20 protein-coding genes and 1 tRNA gene are annotated in these 23,232 nt (G+C 39.1%); 15 read left to right on the forward strand and 6 right to left on the reverse strand.

Features of this window, described 5'->3' with window-relative positions:
* Positions 1-75: 75 nt before the first annotated feature.
* Both O3C63_05555 and O3C63_05560 read left to right on the forward strand, forming a co-directional pair.
* Positions 76-777, forward strand: coding sequence for a response regulator (locus tag O3C63_05555; protein ID MDA0772390.1), 702 nt, complete (start codon positions 76-78; stop codon positions 775-777).
* 295 nt (positions 778-1,072) lie between these two features.
* Positions 1,073-2,272, forward strand: coding sequence for a hypothetical protein (locus tag O3C63_05560; GenBank protein MDA0772391.1), 1,200 nt, complete (start codon positions 1,073-1,075; stop codon positions 2,270-2,272).
* A gap of 144 nt (positions 2,273-2,416) precedes the next feature.
* Here the strand turns inward: O3C63_05560 and O3C63_05565 are convergent, their stop codons facing one another.
* Positions 2,417-3,064, reverse strand: a complete 648-nt coding sequence (locus O3C63_05565) for a carbonic anhydrase family protein (GenBank protein MDA0772392.1) — start codon at positions 3,062-3,064, stop codon at positions 2,417-2,419.
* A 252-nt stretch (positions 3,065-3,316) separates the two neighbouring features.
* Between O3C63_05565 and O3C63_05570 the strand changes: the two genes are divergently transcribed.
* On the forward strand, positions 3,317-3,574 hold the full coding sequence (locus tag O3C63_05570) for a hypothetical protein (GenBank protein MDA0772393.1): 258 nt from the start codon (positions 3,317-3,319) through the stop codon (positions 3,572-3,574).
* 1,189 nt (positions 3,575-4,763) lie between these two features.
* Here O3C63_05570 and O3C63_05575 read toward each other — a convergent pair.
* A tRNA-Asn gene (locus O3C63_05575) sits at positions 4,764-4,838 on the reverse strand.
* Positions 4,839-5,094: 256 nt separating this feature from the next.
* Here O3C63_05575 and fliJ point away from each other — a divergent pair.
* From fliJ to O3C63_05595, 4 genes are read left to right on the forward strand one after another with little or no spacing between them, the layout of a single operon-like run.
* On the forward strand, positions 5,095-5,544 hold the full coding sequence (gene fliJ / locus O3C63_05580) for a flagellar export protein FliJ (GenBank protein MDA0772394.1): 450 nt from the start codon (positions 5,095-5,097) through the stop codon (positions 5,542-5,544).
* The gene (locus tag O3C63_05585; protein ID MDA0772395.1) at positions 5,544-7,214 is read left to right on the forward strand and encodes a flagellar hook-length control protein FliK; all 1,671 of its coding nucleotides are present in this window, start codon (positions 5,544-5,546) and stop codon (positions 7,212-7,214) included. Before fliJ ends, O3C63_05585 begins: the two co-directional genes overlap by 1 nt.
* Before the next feature lie 19 nt (positions 7,215-7,233).
* Entirely contained in the window at positions 7,234-7,575 is a 342-nt protein-coding gene (locus tag O3C63_05590) for a hypothetical protein (protein ID MDA0772396.1), read from the forward strand.
* Positions 7,575-7,883, forward strand: a complete 309-nt coding sequence (locus tag O3C63_05595) for a hypothetical protein (GenBank protein MDA0772397.1) — start codon at positions 7,575-7,577, stop codon at positions 7,881-7,883. Before O3C63_05590 ends, O3C63_05595 begins: the two co-directional genes overlap by 1 nt.
* On the opposite strand, the gene ruvC is transcribed toward O3C63_05595, so the two are convergent.
* The gene (ruvC, locus tag O3C63_05600) at positions 7,861-8,367 is read right to left on the reverse strand and encodes a crossover junction endodeoxyribonuclease RuvC (protein MDA0772398.1); all 507 of its coding nucleotides are present in this window, start codon (positions 8,365-8,367) and stop codon (positions 7,861-7,863) included. The genes O3C63_05595 and ruvC overlap by 23 nt on opposite strands.
* Positions 8,368-8,475: 108 nt before the next feature.
* Between ruvC and lnt the strand changes: the two genes are divergently transcribed.
* Positions 8,476-10,020, forward strand: a complete 1,545-nt coding sequence (gene lnt, locus O3C63_05605; protein ID MDA0772399.1) for an apolipoprotein N-acyltransferase — start codon at positions 8,476-8,478, stop codon at positions 10,018-10,020.
* Positions 9,986-11,446: a hypothetical protein gene (locus O3C63_05610; GenBank protein MDA0772400.1), complete on the forward strand. Its 1,461-nt coding sequence runs from the start codon at positions 9,986-9,988 to the stop codon at positions 11,444-11,446. Before lnt ends, O3C63_05610 begins: the two co-directional genes overlap by 35 nt.
* Before the next feature lie 77 nt (positions 11,447-11,523).
* Here the strand turns inward: O3C63_05610 and icd are convergent, their stop codons facing one another.
* Positions 11,524-12,747 (reverse strand): isocitrate dehydrogenase (NADP(+)), encoded by a 1,224-nt coding sequence (gene icd, locus O3C63_05615; protein ID MDA0772401.1) that lies wholly within the window; start codon positions 12,745-12,747, stop codon positions 11,524-11,526.
* Positions 12,748-13,054: 307 nt separating this feature from the next.
* Here icd and O3C63_05620 point away from each other — a divergent pair, with 307 nt between their 5' ends.
* A complete protein-coding gene (locus tag O3C63_05620; protein MDA0772402.1) occupies positions 13,055-13,333 on the forward strand; it encodes a hypothetical protein in 279 nt (92 codons plus the stop codon).
* Positions 13,334-13,375: 42 nt separating this feature from the next.
* Positions 13,376-14,224, forward strand: a complete 849-nt coding sequence (gene proB / locus O3C63_05625; GenBank protein ID MDA0772403.1) for a glutamate 5-kinase — start codon at positions 13,376-13,378, stop codon at positions 14,222-14,224.
* Here proB and O3C63_05630 read toward each other — a convergent pair.
* Positions 14,221-15,282 carry a hypothetical protein gene (locus tag O3C63_05630; GenBank protein MDA0772404.1) on the reverse strand — a complete coding sequence of 354 codons (1,062 nt, stop codon included), beginning with the start codon at positions 15,280-15,282 and terminating at the stop codon, positions 14,221-14,223. The two genes, proB and O3C63_05630, sit on opposite strands and share 4 nt — an antisense overlap.
* A 104-nt stretch (positions 15,283-15,386) precedes the next feature.
* Here O3C63_05630 and ispG point away from each other — a divergent pair, with 104 nt between their 5' ends.
* Positions 15,387-16,619 (forward strand): flavodoxin-dependent (E)-4-hydroxy-3-methylbut-2-enyl-diphosphate synthase, encoded by a 1,233-nt coding sequence (gene ispG, locus O3C63_05635; protein ID MDA0772405.1) that lies wholly within the window; start codon positions 15,387-15,389, stop codon positions 16,617-16,619.
* Positions 16,620-16,641: 22 nt separating this feature from the next.
* Here the strand turns inward: ispG and elbB are convergent, their stop codons facing one another.
* Entirely contained in the window at positions 16,642-17,439 is a 798-nt protein-coding gene (gene elbB, locus O3C63_05640) for an isoprenoid biosynthesis glyoxalase ElbB (protein ID MDA0772406.1), read from the reverse strand.
* A 58-nt stretch (positions 17,440-17,497) separates the two neighbouring features.
* On the opposite strand from elbB, the gene O3C63_05645 reads away from it, so the two are divergent.
* The 3 genes from O3C63_05645 (at position 17,498) to mutL (ending at position 23,036) form a co-directional block, all read left to right on the forward strand.
* On the forward strand, positions 17,498-18,373 hold the full coding sequence (locus tag O3C63_05645) for a hypothetical protein (protein ID MDA0772407.1): 876 nt from the start codon (positions 17,498-17,500) through the stop codon (positions 18,371-18,373).
* Positions 18,374-18,470: 97 nt separating this feature from the next.
* A complete protein-coding gene (gene clpB / locus O3C63_05650) occupies positions 18,471-21,104 on the forward strand; it encodes an ATP-dependent chaperone ClpB (GenBank protein ID MDA0772408.1) in 2,634 nt (877 codons plus the stop codon).
* A 150-nt stretch (positions 21,105-21,254) separates the two neighbouring features.
* On the forward strand, positions 21,255-23,036 hold the full coding sequence (gene mutL / locus O3C63_05655; protein ID MDA0772409.1) for a DNA mismatch repair endonuclease MutL: 1,782 nt from the start codon (positions 21,255-21,257) through the stop codon (positions 23,034-23,036).
* Positions 23,037-23,232 lie beyond the last annotated feature (196 nt).

A 23,232-nucleotide genomic window follows, 5' to 3' on the forward strand; every position in this document is an offset into this window, starting at 1 on the left:
TTCTTTAATGGCTTGGCCAGACTTACGCCCGTATGGCTATCTGCTTAAGATATTCGTGCTTTTGCCCTGGGAGTAATGGATAGTTTTAATAATATTGCTAGTGGTTATAGCGGGATAAACAAGGTAGATGGAGTTGAGACAGCTAGTTTAATGGGCGGGGCTGCAGTAGTGCAAAAACCTGCTGCCAAACAATTCAGGATTCTGCTTGTTGATGATGATCCAGAAGATCAGCTACTTATGGCAGAACTTATAGAAGAAAGTTTTGAAACTAATTTCAATTTTGTAATAGATGAAGCAAGTAATTATGCTGATGCTGTAGCTAAGCTGAGTCATACCAGCTATGATCTAGCTATTCTTGATTACAAGCTTGGTTATAAAAACGGACTTGACTTACTCAAGCGCGTAAAAGAACTTGGTTTAAATCTTCCCGTAATCTTTGTTACTGGACAGGGTGACGAGCATACAGCTGTTGAAGCTATCAAGGGGGGCGCAGTTGACTACCTAATTAAAGGTGAACTTAGTGTTGATCTTGTAACTAAGACTTTTAGTAAGTTCTTCCAAGTAAACAAGAGCTCTCTTAGTAGCTCTATCAAGAAGTTTATCTCTGCTCACAAAGAGCAGGGCAAGCAGGATAGTGTTGATTTAAAGGTATTTATGAATCTTGATAAACTTGTCAATTTTGAGCCTAGACCATTATTTATGAAAGCTAAGTACATTGCAAAGCAGGGTGTTGACTATAGCCTATTTATGCATCTTGACAAGGTTTATAAAGCTTAGAGCAAATGTGTTTTTGACTATATTTTTGAGATGCCTTTTATCACCTCATTTATTGAGAATATCGGTAACTACTCAGCTGTCATTGCCAGGATGGCTCGAAGAGCCTGACGTGGCAATCCAGTCTGGAAATTTAGCTTTAAGCCTGGATTGATTCGTCCCCTTCGTTACACTCAGGGTCCTCGCAATGACGCCATTCCCAAGACCGCTCATTATTACCTGAGTAGTTACGAATCCAGTTAAGCATCTAGATAATAGCAAGGTTTCGTGTTTGATAAATATGGGCAAGTTGCTTAATATGAAACAATTTTTCATTAGCTTGTTTATTTTATCCTTTAGTTGTACTCAAGTGCAGGCATTGAAATTCAAAGATAAAGACCTAGAAGGAGCTAAGGTTCTAAATCCAATTAAACTTACTGATGTTTGGGACCAGCTTGAAATTCACGGTGATGGAGTGATCACTCATGATTGGAGCAATGGTTTTGCAAGTCCCAAAGGACCCTTTGCAAATTCACATAGATCTTTTTTAGATTATAGAGTAGAGGGACATTTGCCTTTATATAATTTATCTGGGCAAAGAGGTCGCTTAATTACTCGTATTCAGGGTCTTGGTTTTTTGGATGAAAGAATAGATGGCTTTTTTGATGATCCGATAATTGATATGCCAGAACTGTTTTGGCAGAATAATACAGACTTGGGTGATAATGATTTGCGTTTTGTCTTTGGTAAATTTGCCAATCGCAGGTTCTTTAATAAAGATGAAATTAATCCAGATCCTTTTGATATAGGGGAGATGCGTTTTAGTGGAGCTCTTGCCAACACTTTGAATCTTTTAAGTGGTATCAATGAGTTTCGAGATGATGACTTAAGACCTAGTGGAACTAGGGAAGCAAGCGGCTCTTATGGTTTTAATTTTGAACTTAAAAACCAAAATAGAACAGGTGGTTTTTTCAAACGTTGGGGTTACAATCAAGCATTGGCTGTCAGTCAACTTGATAATATTTCAAATAATTTTTATGGGATTTCTGAAATAAATAAAGATTGGGGTGAAAAACATCCTGGTCGTTTAGAAACGGGTATGGTTTATGCTAATGATGCGGTTTTTCGTTTAGCAAATAATAATCAAAATACTTATTTGTTGTATTCAAGTTTGGCTCAAAAAATAAATCCAAGACTTAAATTTTATTTACGTTACGGTACTTTATTTAGAGATTTAAATTCTGGTCTATCAAATAACAATGAGTATAGGGCTGGCTTTTATTATGATTGGACTAAAAAGTTTGCATCTCATCACTGGCTTGGCTACTTTGATGGTGAAAGCGGTCTTCGGGAGGATGATAATTTCCTTCAATTTGTAAATGTTTTTTCATACAAACTTGCAACAAATTGGAGTGCTAACTTTGCTACTGTATTTCGTTTCAAGCAATTTGATAGTACTACTACTAGTTTAGAAGATAGTAACTTTACTCTGGCTTGGCATTTACGCTACTTTATCTAAGCTCTAATTCAGGAGAACGAAAGCAAACTAGATAGATTACTAGATACATATGGCTTTGATCTGAGTCTCTGCGTTTCGCAAATTGAGTAATCGGGCAGGAGCCTATAAAGCTCCTGCCTTTCTTTTGTTCTAACATCCTGCTACCTATTGCAAAGCTAAACTTAAAGTTTCGGGATAAAATATTACTTGTCCAGTTGATATATTGTGTGAACCGCCTACAATTCCTATTTGACCGTTTTCAATCATCTCTTTTAAAATTGGGCTGCGTTGCATTATGGATTTAACCGTTCGCTTTACGTTAATGGTAGCCACATTTTCTACAAATTCGGCATTGCCTGAATTGCGGTTTTCGGTTGTGGTTTTTTCGTCATCAACAGCTGGTCTTATTTTGGTGAGCAATGCAGTTAGGTTACCCATTTCGATGTGGTCGCAAGCTCCTTTTACAGCCCCGCATTTTGTATGTCCTAAAACAACGATGATTTTTGAACCTGCCACTTTACAGCCAAATTCCATACTGCCCAAAATATCTTCATTGATAATATTTCCGGCAATACGAACGCTGAACACATCACCAAGTCCTTGGTCAAAAATCAGTTCGGCAGATGTTCTGCTGTCAATGCAACTTAAAATAACGGCAAATGGGTATTGCCCGTCTGATGTATCATTTGCCTGTTGCAAAAGGTTGCGGTTTACTTTCAGATTGTTTACAAATCGCTTGTTACCTTCTTTTAATAGTTCTAATGCTATTGAAGGTGTAATGGCTGTTTGTGTTTCTTTGGTTAACGTTCTCATTTTTTCTCCTTTTAATTCTTTATTATAGACAATTGACTTAGAATTGGAGCAGTCAATAATTCTAACACACTACCCGCAATTGCAGGCTACAGGCAGGAATTCGCACTGAACAGCTATATAAACAAAAAGACCTCCGTACGGAGGTCTTTTGTTTATTTAATGGCTCCCCCTAGTTGACGCGTTCAGAAATCGAACTGTAGAGTTTGACGTGAATATGGTTGCTGTGGAACAGTTTTTGAAGGGTGTAACAAATTGATAGCAACTTTAATCCCTGATCGATTGCGTATTCACTTGTATGTTACACCTTTGTTGGCTTATAATGATTTCATAATGTATACATTCCGTAACATAGTAATTGGGTTTTTATTAGAAATTTTTTACTCTTCTGCTTTGGTTTATGTAAATAAAAAACAATTACAGTACTTAAAAGAAGTTTTAAATGAACCTGATGATTATTGGGCTTTGGATAAGGCTATGCAAGAGTTGATTAGTTCAAAGAATGTTAGATAAAGCGATGCAAAAATTGGCTGGTTTAAGGAGATATTTATATGGTTAGGACTATACTCATAGCAGCATTAATAATTCTTGTCGTTCATCTTATTGAATCCTTCTATCATAACAATAAGATAGTAAAAGTTGATCCAGAAAAGCTACGAAGACTTAAGAAGCTTTTTGCTTCGGAGGATTCTGCAATGCTTATTAGTAGAGCGATAAGACACACTATTGAATTAGAGCAATGGAGATCAGAACGTGCTCAAATAAAGAGAGAAGAGTAAGATTGATAAAGCAGTGAGTAGCAATGACAGACCAGGTTTAATATCAATATTGATTGGACCAAGGCTTAATGCCTTGCTTGGTGAGGGGCTTGAGCGGGCAATAAAATCAACTAAGCCAAGCTGAATAGCCAGGGCTTTTTATTGTCCGAGATTGATGTCCTTTGTGAACCAAGCTTCTGCCCTAATGAGTATCGAGTTCTTGTAAGCAATTTAACAGTGGGTCATGCAGAGGTCTATCTTGATAGGATACTGAGAAGAGACTGGGATTTAATTTATCCAGATCCTCTAGTGAATTTCTGCCCAGGTTGGTAGCCGTCTCTTCAAGAGGCTGCGTATTGGGTTAAACCTGAGGTCTTGTTAGAACTATCAAATTGGTTAGATCGAGCTGAGTCACCTGTCGATGTGATAATGAATCATTTCTCGGTTCTGATGAGGAAAGAAGCTAATTTTATTTTAACAAAGTTGGATTTGTCTAATCTGTTACGTAAGACTGAAGACTTTGATCCAGACCTTGCAACTAATATACTTTCAAATCGAATTTTAGGGGCCGCGTCTCCACAGTTCACTTTTCTAGATAAAAAGAATTAATTCATGATCTCAGCTCCGTTTAAGAGCGCACCGACCACACTCTAAAGTGGTCGCCCACGACCACAAATCATAGATTTGGGGGAATGTAGATCCGGACCGCACCTCAGTAAGCACTAAAAACAAAAAAAGACACCGTTAAAGTGTCCTTTTTGTTTATTTAATGGCTCCCGGGGCTGGGCTCAACAGTGACTAATCGGACTACCTTAGTTTGCGCTGACGAACCAACGACCGATCTATTTTTATTGTTTTGTTAACCTTATCGGTCGTTGGTTCTGAACACTCAAGTGATCACAAAATAAAAAGGAGACCGCAAGGGTCTCCTTTTTATTTTTTAATGGCTCCCGGGGCGGGGCTCGAACCTGCGACCGATCGGTTAACAGCCGATTGCTCTACCACTGAGCTACCCGGGATCATGAGCTATTACAGCATGATTACTTCGCTAACTGGTTCTCAGTAAATCCAGAAGCGACTTGAATTAGCATATGAATAAGCTAAAACAGCAAAATTCATAATATCACGCAATCAGGAACTACTAGCTTATAATCTCTTAAAATCTGCTTAAATTTACAAAAAACCTTGAAAGATCAAGCTTTTTGACTACGTTATTGCCTCTAGAACCCTTGGGTGGTTTAAAAAGCTGCTGTAATACCAATATATTAGCTATAAATGGCAAAAAAATTCAAATACAAATTTGAGACCTTGCTTAGGTTGAAGAAGATTCTCAAGGATTTACAGGAGTCTAAATTGGCTGCTGCCAACTTGGCACATCACGAAACTGAGCAATATATTCAGGCTTTAACGGATAAACAACATCAGACTTATGAACAAATGATCAAGAATCACGGTGATGGATTTTCTTTAGTCGATCATCAAAATCAAGAAGCTTACAACTACAAAATCATTGGCGAAAGATCCAAGGAGATGGTGAGACTTGCTAAAAGAGAACGTGTTCGTGATATCGAACAGAAGAGATTTGCTGAGCATGCCAAGTCTCACAAGGGAATTGAAAAGCTCAAGGATACTGCGTTCGAGCTACATCAAAAAGAGCTTTTGGACACAGAAATGAAGCAGATAGACGATCTAGTTATAAGCCGCTATCGGGTCAAAGATAGTTAATGATACCAGACATTATCGGAACACAAACAATAGCTTTCATGGACAGCATCGTTGCTCGCGAGCAACAATCTGCAAATGAATCACAACTAGGACAGGACTATGTGTCTGTAAGTCAAAAGCAACAGTCTAACCTGAGCCAAAATGATGTTGCGGATAGAAACAAGTCGCAGTCTAGTGTTGATCCTGTTAAGCTGCACAAAGCAACTAAAGAGATTCTCACCAAAATTAAAAAGTTAGTCGACTCAGGTGAAGTTGAAGAAACAAAAGAAGCTGATAAACCTGATGAAGAACTTGCTGCGTTATATTTTTTACTAGTTAACATCATCGAAACAAGAGTTGATGCGCATGTAGAGCAAGCGACTGGAGCAATTGCACATATCGATTTGAGTGCAGAAGATGCAATTGAAACAATACTTACGCAAGCTGACTTATTGGAAGCTACTAAAAATCTTTTGCTTAAAATACAAGATTTGGCTAAGCAAATAACTCCAATCGAACAAACCGGAGCTGAGATTCAAATAGATCCAGGTTTAGTTGAAGAAGTACATATTCAAATTGATGCATTTGTGAAGGACTTCCAAAAAGAAGTCAAACAAGAAATTGAATTGGGGTCAACTATTGATACGGATATCAAGCTCTCTGACCTGAAAAATGAAGAATTGGGCAAGCTGAATTTGTTAGCAAAAGACCAAGCTGTCAAAGTGATAGAGCTAACGGAAGAACAAGTAGAGGTTTTTGAAAAACGTGCGTTCAACTCACTAGAGCTTGAATTGCAAGTTATTACTAACGATAACGCTGCAAATAGTCAGACTGCTGATAATTTAGCCAAGTTTGTTGATACTAAAATAGTAGAAACTAAAGTCATTACAGACGCTGGTCCTGAACTTATTGAAATAGATCCAGAACTTGATCAAGTAGAGACTGAAGAAATCAAGGTTGATATATCAACCAAGCCTGAAATTAAAGCTTCAGAAAAAGATGTCAAGATTGAGTCTATAGATATCAAGATTGATACTACTCAACAAAAACCAGATATTAAGAACTTTAAGGCTGAGCAGCTAGAAGTAGACGCTGAAGTTGTTGAAGTCGATCCAGACAATCAAGTAGAAGATCTTCTTAGTGACAGTGCTTCAGGAGATTCTACTGGTGATGAGGCCGCTCAATTGAACACGACTCAAAACAATCAAGCCAACAATGTTACCAAGCTTGCTCCCAAGTTTGATTCAATCAAGGTGACTGATATTGGCAATTATTTACAAGAACAAATTGCTGAAGTGCCTAGAAATTCGAAGCAAGAGATTAGATTACAGCTTAATCCAGAAAACTTGGGCAAGATTGATTTAACTATTACAAAGAACGAAAATAATGAAATCTCAATCAAGATGATGTTCCATGATGCTAATACTTTAAAGGATATCAAGGGCGATTTGAAAGAGAGCTTAGTTGAAATCAAAGAAGCTATGAAATTGAAGAATCTTGATTTAAGCAAGTTTGAAGTTGGACATTCTAAATCATCGAGTACGGCTCATGATGGACAGAAACAATTTGACTCCTTCAATGAGGCTAGAGATGAGCAAAAAGAACGTCTATTAAATACAACTCCTGAATGGCTAGGAATGGCAGATTCAGCTGTTCGAGCTAGCTTTGCAGAACTTGTAGAAGGTATATAGAAAGAGAAGAGGAAATCAAATGCCGATAACAGGAACAATAAATGAGAGCTTCGTACAACAACAAGTTCAAGCAACAGCTGGATTGAATACCGGGAATTCAGATGGTTTCGATCCGAATTTATTTCTGAAGGTTTTGACTGCTACTTTAGCAAACCAAAGTCCGTTTGATACGATGGATACTCAAGAGATTTTAAATACCCAAGCTAAACTAGCACAAGTAGAACAAGGTAGTAAACAAGTTGATGCCGTTGAAGAGATGCGTGACACTTTGAATACACAAATGGCTACGGTGAATAATTCACTCGCTGATATTCAAGCAGCGATTCTTACGATTGCTGATAGATTAGGAGATCAAGGCTAATGGGTTTAGTGGGATTATTAGCTGGAGATTTAGTATCGAGTGCGGCAAGTATTGCTGCAGATCAGTTTATAAGTAAGTTGATGCCGTCACAGGCGCCACAGTTTCTTGAAGCACTCAAGAATGTTAGGGCTGAAGAGAATTATAAATTAAGTCTAGAAGACCTGGATTTGAGCCGCGATGAAGAGCTTGCTCTTGTTGAGATGCGTGAGAACGCTATGGCCAAAGGGATTGAAAGCATGGAACTTGAGATTAACGGAAGTCGTTACGTGATGGAAGTTGGCAGTTTTAGTTTTGTACCGCAAGTCTAAGGTCGCGCCTAATATAGGCTAAAGCCATGCCGATTGCATCTACTGCATCGTCTGGTTTGATTTGTTTATCGAGTTTGAAATATTCGTGTATCATTTTGGATACTAGATTTTTATCAGCCAGTCCGTTGCCGGTGATGAGATTTTTCATCTCTAGTGGAGTATATTCAAATATTCGTAAGTGTTTTGCTGCGGCAACTTCAAGTATTACTCCGCGAGCTTGCGCTACAGGAATTACTGTCTTGAGATTTTTAAAAAAGAATAGTTGTTCAATTGCTGCAACACTGGGTTTGTATTGAGTTATTAGTAGCACTAGGTCCTGTCTAATTTCTTTTAGTCTTTCTGCTTCTGTTTTTGTTTTACTGGTTTCTATAATTCCACAGTCAATGATAAATTGTTGATTCGTTTTCAGATCGAAATCAACAATGGCATAGCCCAAACGAGCAGTTCCAGGGTCTATTCCCATGATTCTTTCTAGTTTATGCATATCGCTTCCTATTATATATTATCATTAAGATTCATGCTGAATAGCCTCAATTTAATTATCTCCTTTTGCCTCAATAGTAAGTTGAGTAGATTGTTTTTTGCCTTAACAATGGGCTTAGTCTTAGGCTTGAGTTCAGCTGCTTTCGGTTGGGGTTTTTATGCTTGGTTTGGTTTAATTCCTTTGATGCTCTTGTCCAAGAGCTCGGACTCGTTTAAAACGGCTTTCTATGAATGTAGCTTATTTCTGTTTGCTTATAACTTAATCACTCTATTTTGGTTGCAGGGTTTACATCCTTTGACTTGGCAGGGATTCTCAGAGATTGAAAGCATTGCACTTACTAACTCTGCTTGGTTAGTGGCTAGTTTGTTCCATAGTTTGCTGGCACTGCCGTTTGTACTTGTACTCAAGTTGTTTTATAAATATCGTGCAGATCGAAGAAGTCATGAATTGAAAATCTTGGACATCTTGTTTATTGCATTTGTTTGGTTAGTTTGCCAGCATAAGTTCTTGCTGCATTTCCATGTATTGAGTGTACCAATTAACTTTTTGGCTTATGGTCAGTACAAAAATATTTATTTGATTCAGATAGCTAATTTGATTGGTGTTATTGGACTTGAATATGTAATTGTAGTATTCAACTTAGCAATCTCCAATTTGTTTAATGTGCAAATGAGCAATCAGGGTCTAGCAACGCACTTGAAGGCTGAGTCAGGTAACCTCAATGTCAAACGCCCATTCTTTGGTATCAATGGTCCTATAGATCAGCTCAATATTTTTTCTATTTTGGCTTTGGTTTTTGTTTTGATTTATGGCTATGGTTTTATGCAAGTCAAGACAACACAAGAGTGGGACTTGAACAATTTCTCGAAAATGAAGAGCTTTAGTATTGTACAAGCAGATTATTCTGCAGCTTCAAGCCGCTCGGCTAATGGCAATGCCACGAGTATTTTTAATTTGCAAAATCAACTCTCCTCTAAATTAATTGATAAGCAAGATCTATTGATTTGGTCAGAAGGTGCTGTACCGAGTGTTGATAAACCAGAGGCTTTGAATGATTTAATGAAGTTTGCTAATGACTTTGCTTTTGGTACTTATACCAGAGAAGCTGGAAGTTATTACAACAGTATTCAATTCAGAGATTTTGTAAATGAGGATCAAGTCTATAACAAACGTCTTTTGGTTTCTTTTGGTGAATACACTCCGTTTTATTCTTTATTGCCTGCTAGTCTCAAGTTGCTCGCCAATTCTACTGTAGGACAGGGCTTTGCCCATGCTCCTGATGATCAAGGATTGATTGATGTTAAGGCAGGCAAGATTGCTCCAGCTCTTTGTTTTGAATTATTATTTCCTGATTTGATTCGATCTACGGTACTCAAAGGAGCAGATTTGATTCTCAACCTCAATGATCTTTCTTGGTTCAAAGGTAACAAGCTCACTCGTGATTGGATCAAACGTCAGTTCTTGGCTGTTGCAGTCTTTCGGGCTGTTGAGAACAAGCGTGATTTGATTCTGGCTGGCAACTCTGGTTATTCTGCTTTGATCAATTCTTATGGCAAAATCAAATATCAAAGCGAAGCTAATAAGATAGCTTTGGTTCAGGGGCATTATTCTTTGAGGGATGGCTTTTCGGCTTATGGTTTATATGGATGGTAGATTAGTTGTTTTTGCTTTGCTATTTTATGGTTCCTTGGTATTTGCTGTTGAACCAAAACATTTGAGTTTTGAGCAGATCCAATCATTCACCAACTCAAAGACACCAAGAGCTGACGCATTAATTGCTTTAAATCGGATCTTACATAAGGTATACGGTGAACCTCGTCGCATTACTGATGCCAAGATCAAATCGGGTCCCAGCTATCAATCTATTAGAGTCACAGACTGGAATATTGAGAGAGGTTTCAAGTTTGATTTGATCAAGTCTCTTATTCAAGACTCTCAAGCTTATGTACAAAGACTTGCAATGAATCAACAAAGTGAATTCAAGGAAGAACTTGATTTATTAAAAGACACAGATATTTTTACACTCAATGAAGTTGACTGGGGTATACAACGTACAGGTTACCGTAATATTGCAAGTGAATTTGCTCAGCTGTTCAATGCCAATTATTCATTTGCGACTGAATTCCTTGAACTTGCGCCAGGTTTACTTAATGATCCTCAATTAGATAAGTCAAAATACAAAGGGCTACATGGCAATGCTATTGTGTCTAAGTTTCCGATAGTGTCCAGTAAGGTATTAAGATTGCCCACTTGTTACGATTGGTTTAGCGAAGAGCTTACCAAGCTATCAGTTCTTGAAAGAATTCGTAGAGAGAGCTCCGATATTGTTATTAATGAGAAGATTATTACTGAAATTAGGCAAGGCTCACGACTTGCTTTGTTTGCTGACATTAAATTACCAAACGGAGATTTAATATCAGTGATCAGTACTCACTTAGAAAATCGTACCGAGCCCTTCTGTAGAGAGAGACAATTACAGGCTATTTTAGATCATATAAGCACAATCCAAAATCCAGTGATCTTAGCAGGTGATTTAAACAATTTTGAGAAAAGTGCAGAATCAACATCTTTCAAAAAGGCTTTTAATAAAAGAATTCGTGATCCTGGTTTCATGGCAATGATGGGAATTAATTACTTTAATCCTTATAGCTTAATAACCAATGTTTCAACATCAGTCGTTGGCTTTATCAGAAAACACAGAAATCCAACTAAAATCAATATCCCAGTGATCTTGCCCAACAAAGCCCGTAAACTATTTTTGATGATCAAAAGATTCAGATTTGCAGACTTAAATGGATTTGATCTCTCGGGTGATAATAAATGGAGTTATCGAGGCAAAAGTAGTGATAACAGATTTAGTAATTCCAATCAGATTGCTCGAATAGGCTTTGTCGAGACTTTTAAATTCAATAGATCATTTGGTGTTGCCAAATACAAAATAGATTGGATCTTTGTTAAACCAATTGATAGAGCAGGTCGTCAACAATATTTCCCGGCTTTTGGAAGAACACTCAAAGATTTTAACCAGGTTACAGGTATCTCAGATCATCATCCAATAACGGTAGAACTCATTTTATGAGTTCTACCGTTATTGGCACAAAGTGCCGTAAGCAGCTCACGTTAGTGAGCGTACGCAAAGGTATAAAAGCATAGCTTTTATACTTTAACTGGCATATTGTCTACAATCGCTTGACCAAACTCACTACACTTCAATAAAGTAGCACCTTCCATTTGACGTTCAAAGTCATAAGTAACAGTCTTCTTGTCAATCGCTCTTTCTAAACCAGCTTCAATTAATCTAGCAGCTTCATTCCAGCCCATAAATTCAAGCATCATCACGCCTGAAAGAATTACTGAACCAGGATTTACTTTATCCAATCCAGCGTATTTTGGAGCAGTACCGTGAGTCGCCTCAAAGATCGCCTGATTATCACCGATGTTTGCGCCTGGGGCAATTCCAAGACCGCCAACTTGAGCGGCAGCAGCGTCAGAAATATAATCACCATTGAGGTTAGTTGTTGCAAGTACATCGTACTCATCTGGACGAAGCAATAATTGTTGGAAAGTACTATCAGCAATACGATCTCCAATTACGATTTTGTCTCCAGCATCAGCACCATCCCAAATTTCTTGTTCTGTAATTAATTGATCAGAATATTCGTTCTTGACTAATTCATAACCCCAGTCACGGAACGCACCTTCGGTGTATTTCATGATGTTACCTTTGTGTACTATATGAACTTTCTTACGTCCGTATTTAATTGCATATTCAATAGCAGACTTGATTAACCTCGTAGAACCCTCTTTAGATATAGGTTTGATGCCAATACCAGTACTATCTATATTGCCAAGTTGTTTCTTTGGATTGATTTTGTTTACAGCAGCGATGATTGCTTTTGCTTCATCTGAACCTGCTAGGTAATCAAAACCAGAATAAACATCTTCAGTATTTTCTCTGAACAAAACTATATCAAGAAGTTCAGGTCTTTTCATTGGACTCGGAACTCCGTTGTACCACTTGACTGGTCTTACACAGGCATAAAGATCAAAGATTTGTCTTAGTGCCACATTTAGTGAACGAATCCCGCCACCAATAGGAGTTGTAAGTGGTCCCTTGATAGCCAAGCTATATTCTTTAATTGCATCAAGCGATGCTTGCGGCATATATTCGCCAGTGGCGTTTAATGCTTTTTCGCCAACTAGAATTTCTTTCCATTCTATTTTGCGTTTACCGTCATAGGCCTTCTCAATTGCTGCATCAAACACAGCTTGTGATGCTTTCCAGATATCTGGACCAATACCATCACCTTCTATAAATAAAACTATTGGGTTGTCGCTCACTTGCGCTTTACCATTTACTATTGTTACTTTATCTGCCATTTTGTTACCTTTCCTTTTCAAGATTATTCACTGCATATTACAGCGGCTCCTCGATTTGTGCTGAGGAGACTTCTTATACTATGCACTAGTTTTTGAGTACAGACACCTGGGTAATATTAATTAATTCTTATCTGAATTGTCAAATTTTCTAGAGTCTATGCCTTATATAGTTAAGACAGATAAATCCAAAAGGGGGAAGCAAATGTCAGATTATATAGTACAGGGTTTACCACCACCACCAAGAGAGATTGGTGAAAGAGCTCATAGAGGTCCAACTGAGGCTTAAAGAATAGAAGCAGAGAAGGAAGTGCTTCACAATGAAAATAATTTCAAATTAGAAGGCAAAGCTCATACTATTCCTTATGATATTCTCAAGTCTAGGTATGGTGGTGAGAGATCAGAAAATGCATTGCCGGTTTTGCCTCTTGAAGATAGTTTCAACTCATCAGGCGGTGGTTTTATAGAAAGAGATCAAAGCCCTCCGAAACCAGATCAAATTTGGGATTTTAAAGGTGGCAATGGAAATAATCCACAACAGCCTATGCCTGGTAATTTAGCTCTAAAGGGCTTGCGCATCTCAGCTTAATAAAACTGCCCGTCGATAGGTGATATATTATTAGGCAAGTCAATGTCGAAAATCATCATATTAAAGATAGGCACAAATTCGATTACTCGAGAAAAACCTGCTTGTGCCGTTAATCTACAAGGTAAACCGATAGTCAATGTTGGTATTAATTACCAAGTTCTTAATGAGTTAGCTCAAACTGCTGATGATTTAAGGAAGCAGGGTTTTGAAGTCATCATTGTTAGTTCTGGGGCGATGGGTCTTGGTGTTGCCAAGCTTGGCCCAGAGACACTCAAAGAAAAGCTCGAACAAATTTGTGAAAGTCCTGACTTGGTTAGTTTTAAGCAAGCACTAACTGCTGTCGGGCAAGTGGATCTAATGAATGCTTATACAACTGTGTTTTCTAATTACCATGCATTTGTTGGTCAAGTACTTGTGACGCACAAGGGGCTTGATGACACTGAACGGAATGAAACACTGGCAGCAACTATTCGTCGTATGCTCTTGCTTGATATTATTCCAATTGTTAATGCCAATGATGCTGTTTCTGCTTCTGAATTAGAGTACGGTGATAATGATAGTCTTGCAGCAAGAGTTGCGGTTCTTTCCAAAGCTAGTCGATTAGTTGTTATAAGTGATGCTGATGGTCTCTATGACAATGATCCAAAGCTTGATCCCAATGCTAAATTGATCAAGGAAGTAACGAAGATCGAAGATGTCAAAGCATTTGCTCACGAGAGTTCTAGTACTGCCGGACTTGGTGGTATGAAGAGCAAGGTTGCTGCCGCCGCGATTTGTGTTGATAATGGAATTGCAGTTGATATTGTTGGAGTTGCATCTCTCTCTAAGATCGCTGCTTATATTAGTGGTGCAGATCAGGAAATTCCTGGTACACATTTTTATGCTGCTTAGGCAGCAAGGCTATTAGCTAAGAACTTAGCAGGTGGCTTATCACGCTTGGAGCTTTGGTTTGCCCAATAAGTGAGCCCCAAATCATCAAGGGCAATTCCAATATGATTTAGTGATCTAGCTAGTTTTGGATCAACCCAGCGCATCAGGATATTAAGAATTGAAGCGGTGCTGCATAAGCTACCAACAAATCTCAAGTCAAAAGTTCTTCTGTCATCATTCTTGACATCATTAAATATTAATTTCCAATCAGCAATGAGTCCTCCAATGTTGCGAAGGTTACCAAAGATTCTGGCTAGCATTGAATCACGTTTATCGTGAGCAAATGCCAAGCCACCCAAACTACCAACTGACATAAATAGAGTTCCTAATTGTTTTGCGATTGATTCTTTACTGCTATTTAATGTAAAAATATCTTTGAAAACATCAGCAGAACTTTTGAGAACTGCTTTGGCATTATTTAGCATATTGTCCTTGCCAGGATGTTTGCCACCATGTCTATCCATGACATGCTCAAACAAGTAATTGAGTGCAGAACTCACTCCTGTTGCCATGTTGAGGTTGTAGAATGGCAAGACTGTAAATAAAGAAGCCGGTATGATTCTTGCAGCAGCTTCCACTAATCTATTTTTCATGAGAGATTCAATACCACTCCAAGAAAAACTAATTGGAATGATGTATTTAGAAAACCATTCTGATTTTTTATCTAGGAATTCAGTGGTTGATTTACTAAAGAAAGTAGAGTTGCTAGCAATTACCGCAATGGTGTTAAATAGGATTCCAAATGAATTTAAGCTGATAGTAAATTGATTACGAAAATTTTGAAACCAATCTGGTCCATTAAAAAACTTGTCACGAACTTTGTCCCAAGTAGAAAAGTTTGCTTTGGGATCAGGTCTATTGCCTTGTAAGATACCAGCAATTTCAGCCATTAATTCACGCGGGTCTTGCTTTTGATCTACGTCAAAATCTATTCCATGCCTACTGGTAGGCATGGTGTATATGTTATTTAAGACCTGCCCTTGCGGGGCCGGCCTTTCAGTGGGCACTATTGTGTCCATAACATGATAAATACAGCTAATGGCTATATTTACGCTATACAGTTTAGCATCCATCTAAGCTTGGCTGCGACGTGATTGTGCTTCAGGGTGCTAAAATCCTTGCTGTGAGGCGAAAAACTAGCCAAGTTAAGATCCAAGACGGCTTATTTATAGGCTCGGAGCACCCGATTGTGGTGCAGTCTATGACTAATACCCCAACTGCAGATATTGAGCGAACGGCAGCTCAAATCAAGGATTTGTATCTTGCTGGGTCTTCAATGGTCAGGCTCACTATCAAAGACGAAGCCTCTGCTCGTGTTATTCCGTTAATCAATTCTAAGTTACGTGCTGATGGATTAGAGATTCCGCTTGTTGGAGATTTTCATTACAACGGACATCTTTTATTAGATCAGTTTCCTGAATGCGCAAGTACTTTATCTAAGTACAGAATCAATCCGGGCAATGTTGGTTACGGCGACAAACATGATTATAATTTCGATACCATTATCAAAATCGCCAAAGCCAATGATAAAGCAGTGCGCATCGGTGTGAATTGGGGCTCGCTTGATCAGGATTTGCTTACTGAATTTATGGAGCGGAATGATGGCAAGCTCAGTTTTAAACAAGTTATCTACCAAGCAATGAAAGAATCAGCCCTGCGCTCTGCTGAGCTTGCAATGCAAGCTGGACTTGCCGAAGACAAAATCATTATCAGCGTCAAGATGTCTGAAGTGCATGATCTTATTAATGTTTATCGAGAAGTCGCCAAGTCTTGCAATTTCCCTCTACATCTAGGTTTGACAGAAGCTGGTACGCCAGTCAAGGGTATGATCTCAAGTGCAGCAGCACTTGCTATTCTACTTAATGAAGGTATCGGTGATACCATCCGCATGTCACTTACTCCAAGTGCTGGCACTGGTGAGCTTGCTGACCGTGCGCTTGAAGTCAGAGCTTGCCAAGAACTTCTGCAAGCACTCGAGCTTGCATATTTCAAGCCAAGCATCACCAGCTGCCCAGGTTGCGGGCGCACTTCAAGTACTTATTTCCAGCAACTCGCTGAAGAAATTAATCAACATGTTTTAGAGCAAATCAATACTTGGAAACCAAAATATCCAGGAGTAGAAAAACTCAAGATCGCAGTGATGGGTTGCATAGTTAATGGACCTGGTGAATCCAAGTACGCTGATATTGGAATCTCACTTCCTGGTGACAATGAAGATCCAGTTGCTCCTGTTTATATAGATGGCAAGCTAGCTGTGACTTTGCGCGGTGATAATATCAGTAATGAGTTTAAAGAGATTTTGGAAAACTATATTTGTACATCGTTTAGGATAACTAAAGAAGCTGCTGTAAGGTGATGCAAACAGGCGAAGCCGAAACTTAGTTTGTCACTTTGCTCTGTGTCATCTCTATAACAGCATTAACACACTGACTAATCCCTTGCTCAAGTTCAGAGATGCTCGAACTACCATGCATATAAGCTGGGCTACAAGCGATAAGGTTTGCATCATCCTTTATAAAAGATGTTGTCAGGCAGCTTTGAGATTTAACTCCAATGCTCTCTAAGACTTTGTTTGTACCCTCGTCAGTACCAAGAGTCAAAACAATTTCAGATCTTCTTTGCGAATCAGCCTTGTCTTCATTTGCCGAACACATGCTTTGCATGGTTCCGACCTCTTTTGTGTCGACATCACTAGCAAAACTTTGTTTTGCAGGATGTCTATTGGGGTTCTTCTCAGCAAGCGCAAGAGCAATCAAGGCAGGAGAAACACAAATAGCACCAATAGGTTTGCGAGCGTCATAAGCCTCTTGAATAATACGTTTGGCGTCAGGGTCAATACTGGCGTCAGCTCCATCAAGAGCAAAACTACAAAGATTTTTGGCAACTCCAAAGCCACCGGGGAAGATCACAGCGTCATAATCCTTCATTGTTATTTGACTTAAGTCAAAAATTTTGCCTCTGGAGATTCGTGCTGATTCAATCATGACATTGCGCTCTTCGGGCATTTCGGTGTCATCAATAAAATTGAGCACGTGATGTTGTTTTTTGTTTGGAGCTGCACAATAATATTTGGCACCTGCTTTATCTATGGCAAGCAAAGTCAAAACTGACTCGTGAATCTCAGCTCCATCTTTAGCGCCGCAGCCGGCTAATACTACTAGGATTTTTTTGCTCATGTTGATATTGTAGCAATCAGCGAACGACAGTGAGCATAAAAGGGTATAAAACAAACAGATGACCCTCTTGCAACAACAACTAATCGCATCCTTCATCTTTGGTGGTGGCTTAGTAGCCTTGCAAGCATACGCAGCAGAAAAAGTACCCAAGCAAATCTCTGGAATCGTTTTAGCTTTGCCGTCAACTATAGTGGTCAACTTTTATTTCTTAGGAATTATTCTTGAACCTAGTGAGTTTCATAAGATATTGCCGGTGGTTCCAGCACCGCTTGCCTTTTCTTTGATTTTTATTACTGCTTATATTTACATTGCCAAGTGGATTTATCTCTTGGCTTTTTCAAAACCGGTGAGCTGGTGGGAATTGCTCAAACAAACTTTTATTAAGCCCAAGCTAAGCAAAGTCCAAAAAATATTGCTCATTACAATCTCCGCTATTTTAGCTTCGTCAATCTGGCTCTTACTGAGCCTCCCATTGGCTATCTCAGAATTTAGCAACCTCACTTTGTCTCTAGTTATTTTTGTAATTGTTGCATTGATTAATCACATATTAATTAACCGTGCTTGCAAAAAATATTCAACTAGCAAAGCAATAAAATATAAACCAATACAACAAATTGCTCGAGCTTGTTTTGCTGGCTTGATGGTTGCCACGACAGTATATTTCGGGACAACACTCGGTCCCTTTTGGGCAGGTGTAATTGCGATGTTTCCTGCTGCTTTCCTAGCGTCAATTACCATCATTCATTATTACCATGACCATGAAGCACTGTTTGGGTTTTTCAAAAGCACACCATTGGGGATTTCAAGTCTGGTAATTTATGCCATTGTTGCTGATTATAGTTTTGCTGCATGGGGACCGGCACTTGGGACGGCGATTGCGATTTTGATTAGTTTTGTTTATTCATTGATATTGAGTAGATTTGCAAAGGCTTAAAATTAAATAACACCACAATGTCGCAAGATAAATCCCGTTATCCAGGGCTTGAAATAGTGAACAATAGTAATGTAAGGATAAACAAAGGAGGCAAGATATGGACTTCAGTAAATTCACTAAGAACTGCCAAACGGCTGTAATGAATACTCAAGAACTCATCAAGAGTTTGGATCATGCTACTGTGGAACCTGAGCATTTGTTTGCTTCGATTTGTCTCTTGGATGATATTAAGAATTCGATTTTTTACAAGATTTTTGAAAACAACAAAGTAGATATTCATCAATTCAATGATAAAATACGAGCCTATTTGAAATCTCAACCTAAGGCAAGTCCGCTTGCTGTTCCCAATCAAGGACTTGCAAATACTGCTGAGACTCAAGCGCTTTTTGATAAAGCCTTGGCAACGACTCAATCTATGCAAGACGATTATGTCTCGCTTGAACATATTTTAATAGCAGCGTTTGATATCAAGGGTGAGCTGCCTAAGATACTACAGAGTTTTGGTTTAAACCAAGACAAAGTACGTAAGGCAATTCTTGACTTGCGCAAAGGGCAACGAGTCACCAATGACAATCCTGAGGCGACTTTCGAGGCGCTCAAGAAATTTGGTAAAGATCTTACTGAGATTGCTGCAGCAGGAAAACTCGACCCGGTTATTGGAAGAGACGAGGAGATTCGTCGAGTGATTCAAGTACTCTCTCGTCGTCGTAAAAACAATCCTGTTTTGGTTGGACCACCGGGTGTTGGTAAAACGGCAATCGCTGAAGGGCTGGCTCAGAGAATTATTAATAGAGATGTACCAGAAGGACTCAAGGACAAAAAAGTAATTGAGCTTGATATGGGTGCGCTGATTGCGGGTGCTAAATTCCGCGGTGAGTTTGAAGAAAGACTTAAGTCGGTACTCAAAGAAGTGCAAGCTGCTGAAGGCGAGATTATTTTATTTATTGATGAGCTGCACACAGTTGTTGGAGCTGGAGCTACCGATGGAGCGATGGATGCTAGTAATTTACTCAAACCAGCGCTTGCGCGTGGTGAGCTGCATTGTATTGGTGCAACGACAATTGATGAGTATCGTAAACATATTGAAAAGGATTCAGCCTTAGAGAGACGTTTTCAGATGGTGCATGTTGATGAGCCGACTGTTGAGGAGACTATCTCCATCTTACGCGGGCTTAAGGGCAAATACGAAGCGCATCATGGTGTGCGTATTATGGATAATGCAATTATTGCGGCTGCTAAACTTTCACATAGATATATTGCTGATAGATTTTTGCCAGATAAGGCAATTGATTTAATTGATGAGGCGACAGCCAAGGTGAGAGTTGAGATTGATTCTTCACCGCAAGAGCTTGACGCGCTTGATCGCAAGATCATGCAACTCAAGATTGAAAAAGAAGCTTTAAAAACTGAAGTCGATAAACCAGAAAGTAAAGAAAGACTCGGTAAATTAGAACTGGAACTCAAGGACTTGAGCGAGCAAGCGGAAGCTTTGAGAACTCAATGGCAAGCAGAAAAATCATCTATTACTGGTGTCAAAGATCTCAAGCAAAAGATAGAAGAAACCAAGGCGCAAATTGAAGATGCTGAGCGTAAAGCAGACTTGCAAAGGGCTGCTGAACTTAAGTTCGGAACCTTGCTTGAACTAGAGAAACAACTTGAAGCATCTGGCGAGCAGTCAACAGCAAAGTCACTTCTTAAAGAAGAAATTAATGAAGAAGAGATCGCAGAGATTGTTGCAAGGTGGACAGGTATTCCTGTAACTAAATTATTAGCGGAAGAATCTCAAAAGCTAGTCAGTCTTGAAGAAGAGTTGGAGCGCAGAGTCAAGGGTCAAGAAGACGCTGTTAAGTCAGTGGCTCAAGCTGTTAAACGCTCAAGAGCTGGTTTGGCAAATCCAAACAAACCAATTGCATCTTTTATGTTTTTGGGTCCAACGGGCGTGGGTAAAACCGAACTTGCTAAAGCATTAGCAGAGTCATTGTTTGATGATGAGAACGCCATGATTCGGATTGATATGTCAGAGTATCAAGAAGAGCATAGTGTCGCTCGCATGATTGGTGCGCCTCCAGGCTATGTTGGTTATGACGAAGGCGGGCAGCTCACCGAAGCAGTTAGACGTAAGCCATATTCAATAGTCTTGCTTGATGAGTTTGAAAAAGCACATCCTGATGTTTCTAATATCTTATTGCAAGTTTTGGATGATGGACAGCTTACTGACGGTAGAGGCAAGCGAGTTGATTTTAAAAACACTCTCATCATCATGACTTCCAATTTTGGCAGTCAATTTATTATTGACAAACAATTACATAATGGTTTCTTACCAGAAGGTGAAGAAGCTGTTTGTGAAGAAACTCGCAAAGAATATATCAAGCAAGAAATCCAAGAAATGATGAGGGGACACTTTAGACCTGAATTTTTGAATCGGATTGATGAAATTATTATTTTCTCACCACTCAAGCTTAGTTTAATGAAAGATATAGTCAAGATTCAGATGAAAGGTCTCAAAGAAAGACTAGCTGACAAGAAAATTGAACTAGAACTCACTGATTATGCTCTTGAGCAACTAGGTATCATTGGCTATGATCCGAGTTTTGGTGCAAGGCCGGTCAAAAGAGTTATTCAAACTCGGATTGAAAACGAGTTAGCTAATATGATCTTGGCGGGTCAATTACCTGCTAATTCTAAGGTCAAAGTTGATTTTGTTGATGATTTTGAGTTTGCCGTAAACTAAGCTGTCATTGCAAGCCATGAAAGGCGTGGCAATCTAATAGAGTTCTTGCGAAACCTTCGGTTTCGAATGAGGTCTATTACAGAGACTTAATTTAAATTAACTAACCACTAGATTGCTTCGTAATGACCGTAATTTGATAACATTAAATTCATGTCGATTCAGATTCTACCCGAACACATAGCAAACCAAATTGCTGCTGGCGAAGTAGTAGAAGGGCCCAGTTCCATCATCAAAGAGCTTGTTGAAAATAGCATTGATGCTGCTGCAACAAAGATCGATATTGAATTAAGCAAACAGCTTTTGAAAATAGTAGTAGTGGATAACGGCACGGGCATGAGCCCAGAAGATTTGGTCTTAGCTTTTAAGAGACACGCAACTAGCAAGATCACAGTAATTGAGGATCTTTACAATCTTGATACTAATGGTTTTAGAGGAGAAGCTCTTGCCAGTATCTCAGCTGTTAGTCGTTTGACTTGCGTGACCAAGCGTGATGAAGATACTCATGCAAGCAAAATCTATATCGAAAATGATAAGCAAGAACTTAGTCAGGCAGGTGCTGCCACTGGCACCAAGATTGTTATTGATGATTTATTTTTTAATACGCCAGCTCGTCTCAAGTTCCTTAAGTCAAACAACAAAGAGCGCAACTTTATTGTTGACCTGGTTAGAGGACTTGCACTCGCTAATCCAGCTATTGCTTTTAGCTTAGTGATTGATGATCGTTCTGTGGTGAAGACTTCAGGAAGCTCTGACCTTAAGGCAACGATTGGAGAGATCTTTTCTGAGTCGATTTGCGGGGCTTTAGTCAAGCTTGATATGGAGAGGTCGGGTATCAATGTCACTGGCTATACAACTCAAGCTCATGTAACTCGCTCTGACAAGCGCGGTATTTTTACTATCGTCAATGGTAGGCTGGTGAGCTGTTATATTCTACGTTCCGCTCTTGAGGCGGTTTATCGGGATATATTGCCGCCAGGCAAGTCGCCAATTGCAGTGATTCAACTTGAGCTTGATAAAGCGGATGTTGATGTTAATGTGCACCCAAACAAAAAAGAACTTAGGTACAAAGATACCAACAAGGTCTATACCCTAGTTGGTGACGCTACTGCTAAAGCGCTTGCTGATAATCATTATCAATCGCAAGAGAGTTTCCAACCGAGCTTTAGAGATTACCAAGTTTCGCAACCGAGTTTGATCGAGCCGAAACAGCAAGAACCTGCTAGCCAAGCTATTATTGCAAAGCCAAATTATCAAGAACATTTTAGTTATGAATCGCGAACCGTAGAGAGATTGGAATCAACTAATCGCAAATTTGTTTCTCGTTTTGGTTCAGTAGATATTTCTATTGTTGATGCCAAGGGTCTTGAGACCGTAATTGAATCTCTTGGTAATAAAACAAGTTTTGAGATAGTAAGCAAGAATGATAAGCAAGCAGCGATTGTCAAAGGTGATTTTATTGGCGATAACTGGCTCAAAGACAAGTATCTAGGATTCTTGCATGACTTAGCTGCTGATATTCTTGCACGTAACAATCTTGAAACTAATTTCAAAAAACCAATTTCGAAAACAAGTTCAAGACCAGCAGCCAAGCCCAATCTCTCGCAACTTGAAGAGATTTGGCAACGTGATAATTATAGTTGCGTCTATTGCGGCAAGGCGCTTTTGCATCCAGAGATAGTCAAAGAGTCATTGGTCAAGTGCCACGACCCAAAAGAACTTAATAAACACCTTGCTAGTTTCGATCATCACAATCCAGCCTCTAAATTTCCTGAGCTTAATCAAGACTCACGTAATTTGTTTGCTTGCTGCCAAGAATGTAATATCAAAAAATCCGATAGTCTTGCTACTAAGACTTGGGCGCCTCAAGAGCATAATAGTTGGGAAGATGCTCCTGTGGCTATTGCTGGGATTGAGTTTGAAGCTGCGAATTGACAATATTATTCTGAGCAAGGCGAATACCCCGTCTGCTTGCAGCGGGGAGTAGGAATTTTCAGGCGGAGTGTCATTTTCTTTAAGTCTAGGTTGTTAGAGCGTTTTGGAAGCTTCCAGAATGATCTAACTAGGAGCTTGTCATCCAGCCCAACTTTTTAGCTAGATTTACTCCAAAATATTAGGAACTCATGTTAAG

It is taken from the genome of Cyanobacteriota bacterium (assembly GCA_027618255.1).
GTDB lineage: Bacteria > Cyanobacteriota > Vampirovibrionia > LMEP-6097 > LMEP-6097 > JABHOV01.

Bases quoted from the DNA above. Each gene is read 5' to 3' on its own strand.
- O3C63_05555 (MDA0772390.1), top strand. From the start codon at position 76: ATGGATAGTTTTAATAATATTGCTAGTGGTTATAGCGGGATAAACAAG.
- O3C63_05560 (MDA0772391.1), top strand. From the start codon at position 1,073: ATGAAACAATTTTTCATTAGCTTGTTTATTTTATCCTTTAGTTGTACT.
- O3C63_05565 (MDA0772392.1), bottom strand. From the start codon at position 3,064: ATGAGAACGTTAACCAAAGAAACACAAACAGCCATTACACCTTCAATA.
- fliJ (MDA0772394.1), top strand. From the start codon at position 5,095: ATGGCAAAAAAATTCAAATACAAATTTGAGACCTTGCTTAGGTTGAAG.
- O3C63_05585 (MDA0772395.1), top strand. From the start codon at position 5,544: ATGATACCAGACATTATCGGAACACAAACAATAGCTTTCATGGACAGC.
- O3C63_05590 (MDA0772396.1), top strand. From the start codon at position 7,234: ATGCCGATAACAGGAACAATAAATGAGAGCTTCGTACAACAACAAGTT.
- O3C63_05595 (MDA0772397.1), top strand. From the start codon at position 7,575: ATGGGTTTAGTGGGATTATTAGCTGGAGATTTAGTATCGAGTGCGGCA.
- ruvC (MDA0772398.1), bottom strand. From the start codon at position 8,367: ATGCATAAACTAGAAAGAATCATGGGAATAGACCCTGGAACTGCTCGT.
- lnt (MDA0772399.1), top strand. From the start codon at position 8,476: ATGGGCTTAGTCTTAGGCTTGAGTTCAGCTGCTTTCGGTTGGGGTTTT.
- O3C63_05610 (MDA0772400.1), top strand. From the start codon at position 9,986: ATGGCTTTTCGGCTTATGGTTTATATGGATGGTAGATTAGTTGTTTTT.
- icd (MDA0772401.1), bottom strand. From the start codon at position 12,747: ATGGCAGATAAAGTAACAATAGTAAATGGTAAAGCGCAAGTGAGCGAC.
- proB (MDA0772403.1), top strand. From the start codon at position 13,376: ATGTCGAAAATCATCATATTAAAGATAGGCACAAATTCGATTACTCGA.
- O3C63_05630 (MDA0772404.1), bottom strand. From the start codon at position 15,282: ATGGACACAATAGTGCCCACTGAAAGGCCGGCCCCGCAAGGGCAGGTC.
- elbB (MDA0772406.1), bottom strand. From the start codon at position 17,439: ATGAGCAAAAAAATCCTAGTAGTATTAGCCGGCTGCGGCGCTAAAGAT.
- O3C63_05645 (MDA0772407.1), top strand. From the start codon at position 17,498: ATGACCCTCTTGCAACAACAACTAATCGCATCCTTCATCTTTGGTGGT.
- clpB (MDA0772408.1), top strand. From the start codon at position 18,471: ATGGACTTCAGTAAATTCACTAAGAACTGCCAAACGGCTGTAATGAAT.
- mutL (MDA0772409.1), top strand. From the start codon at position 21,255: ATGTCGATTCAGATTCTACCCGAACACATAGCAAACCAAATTGCTGCT.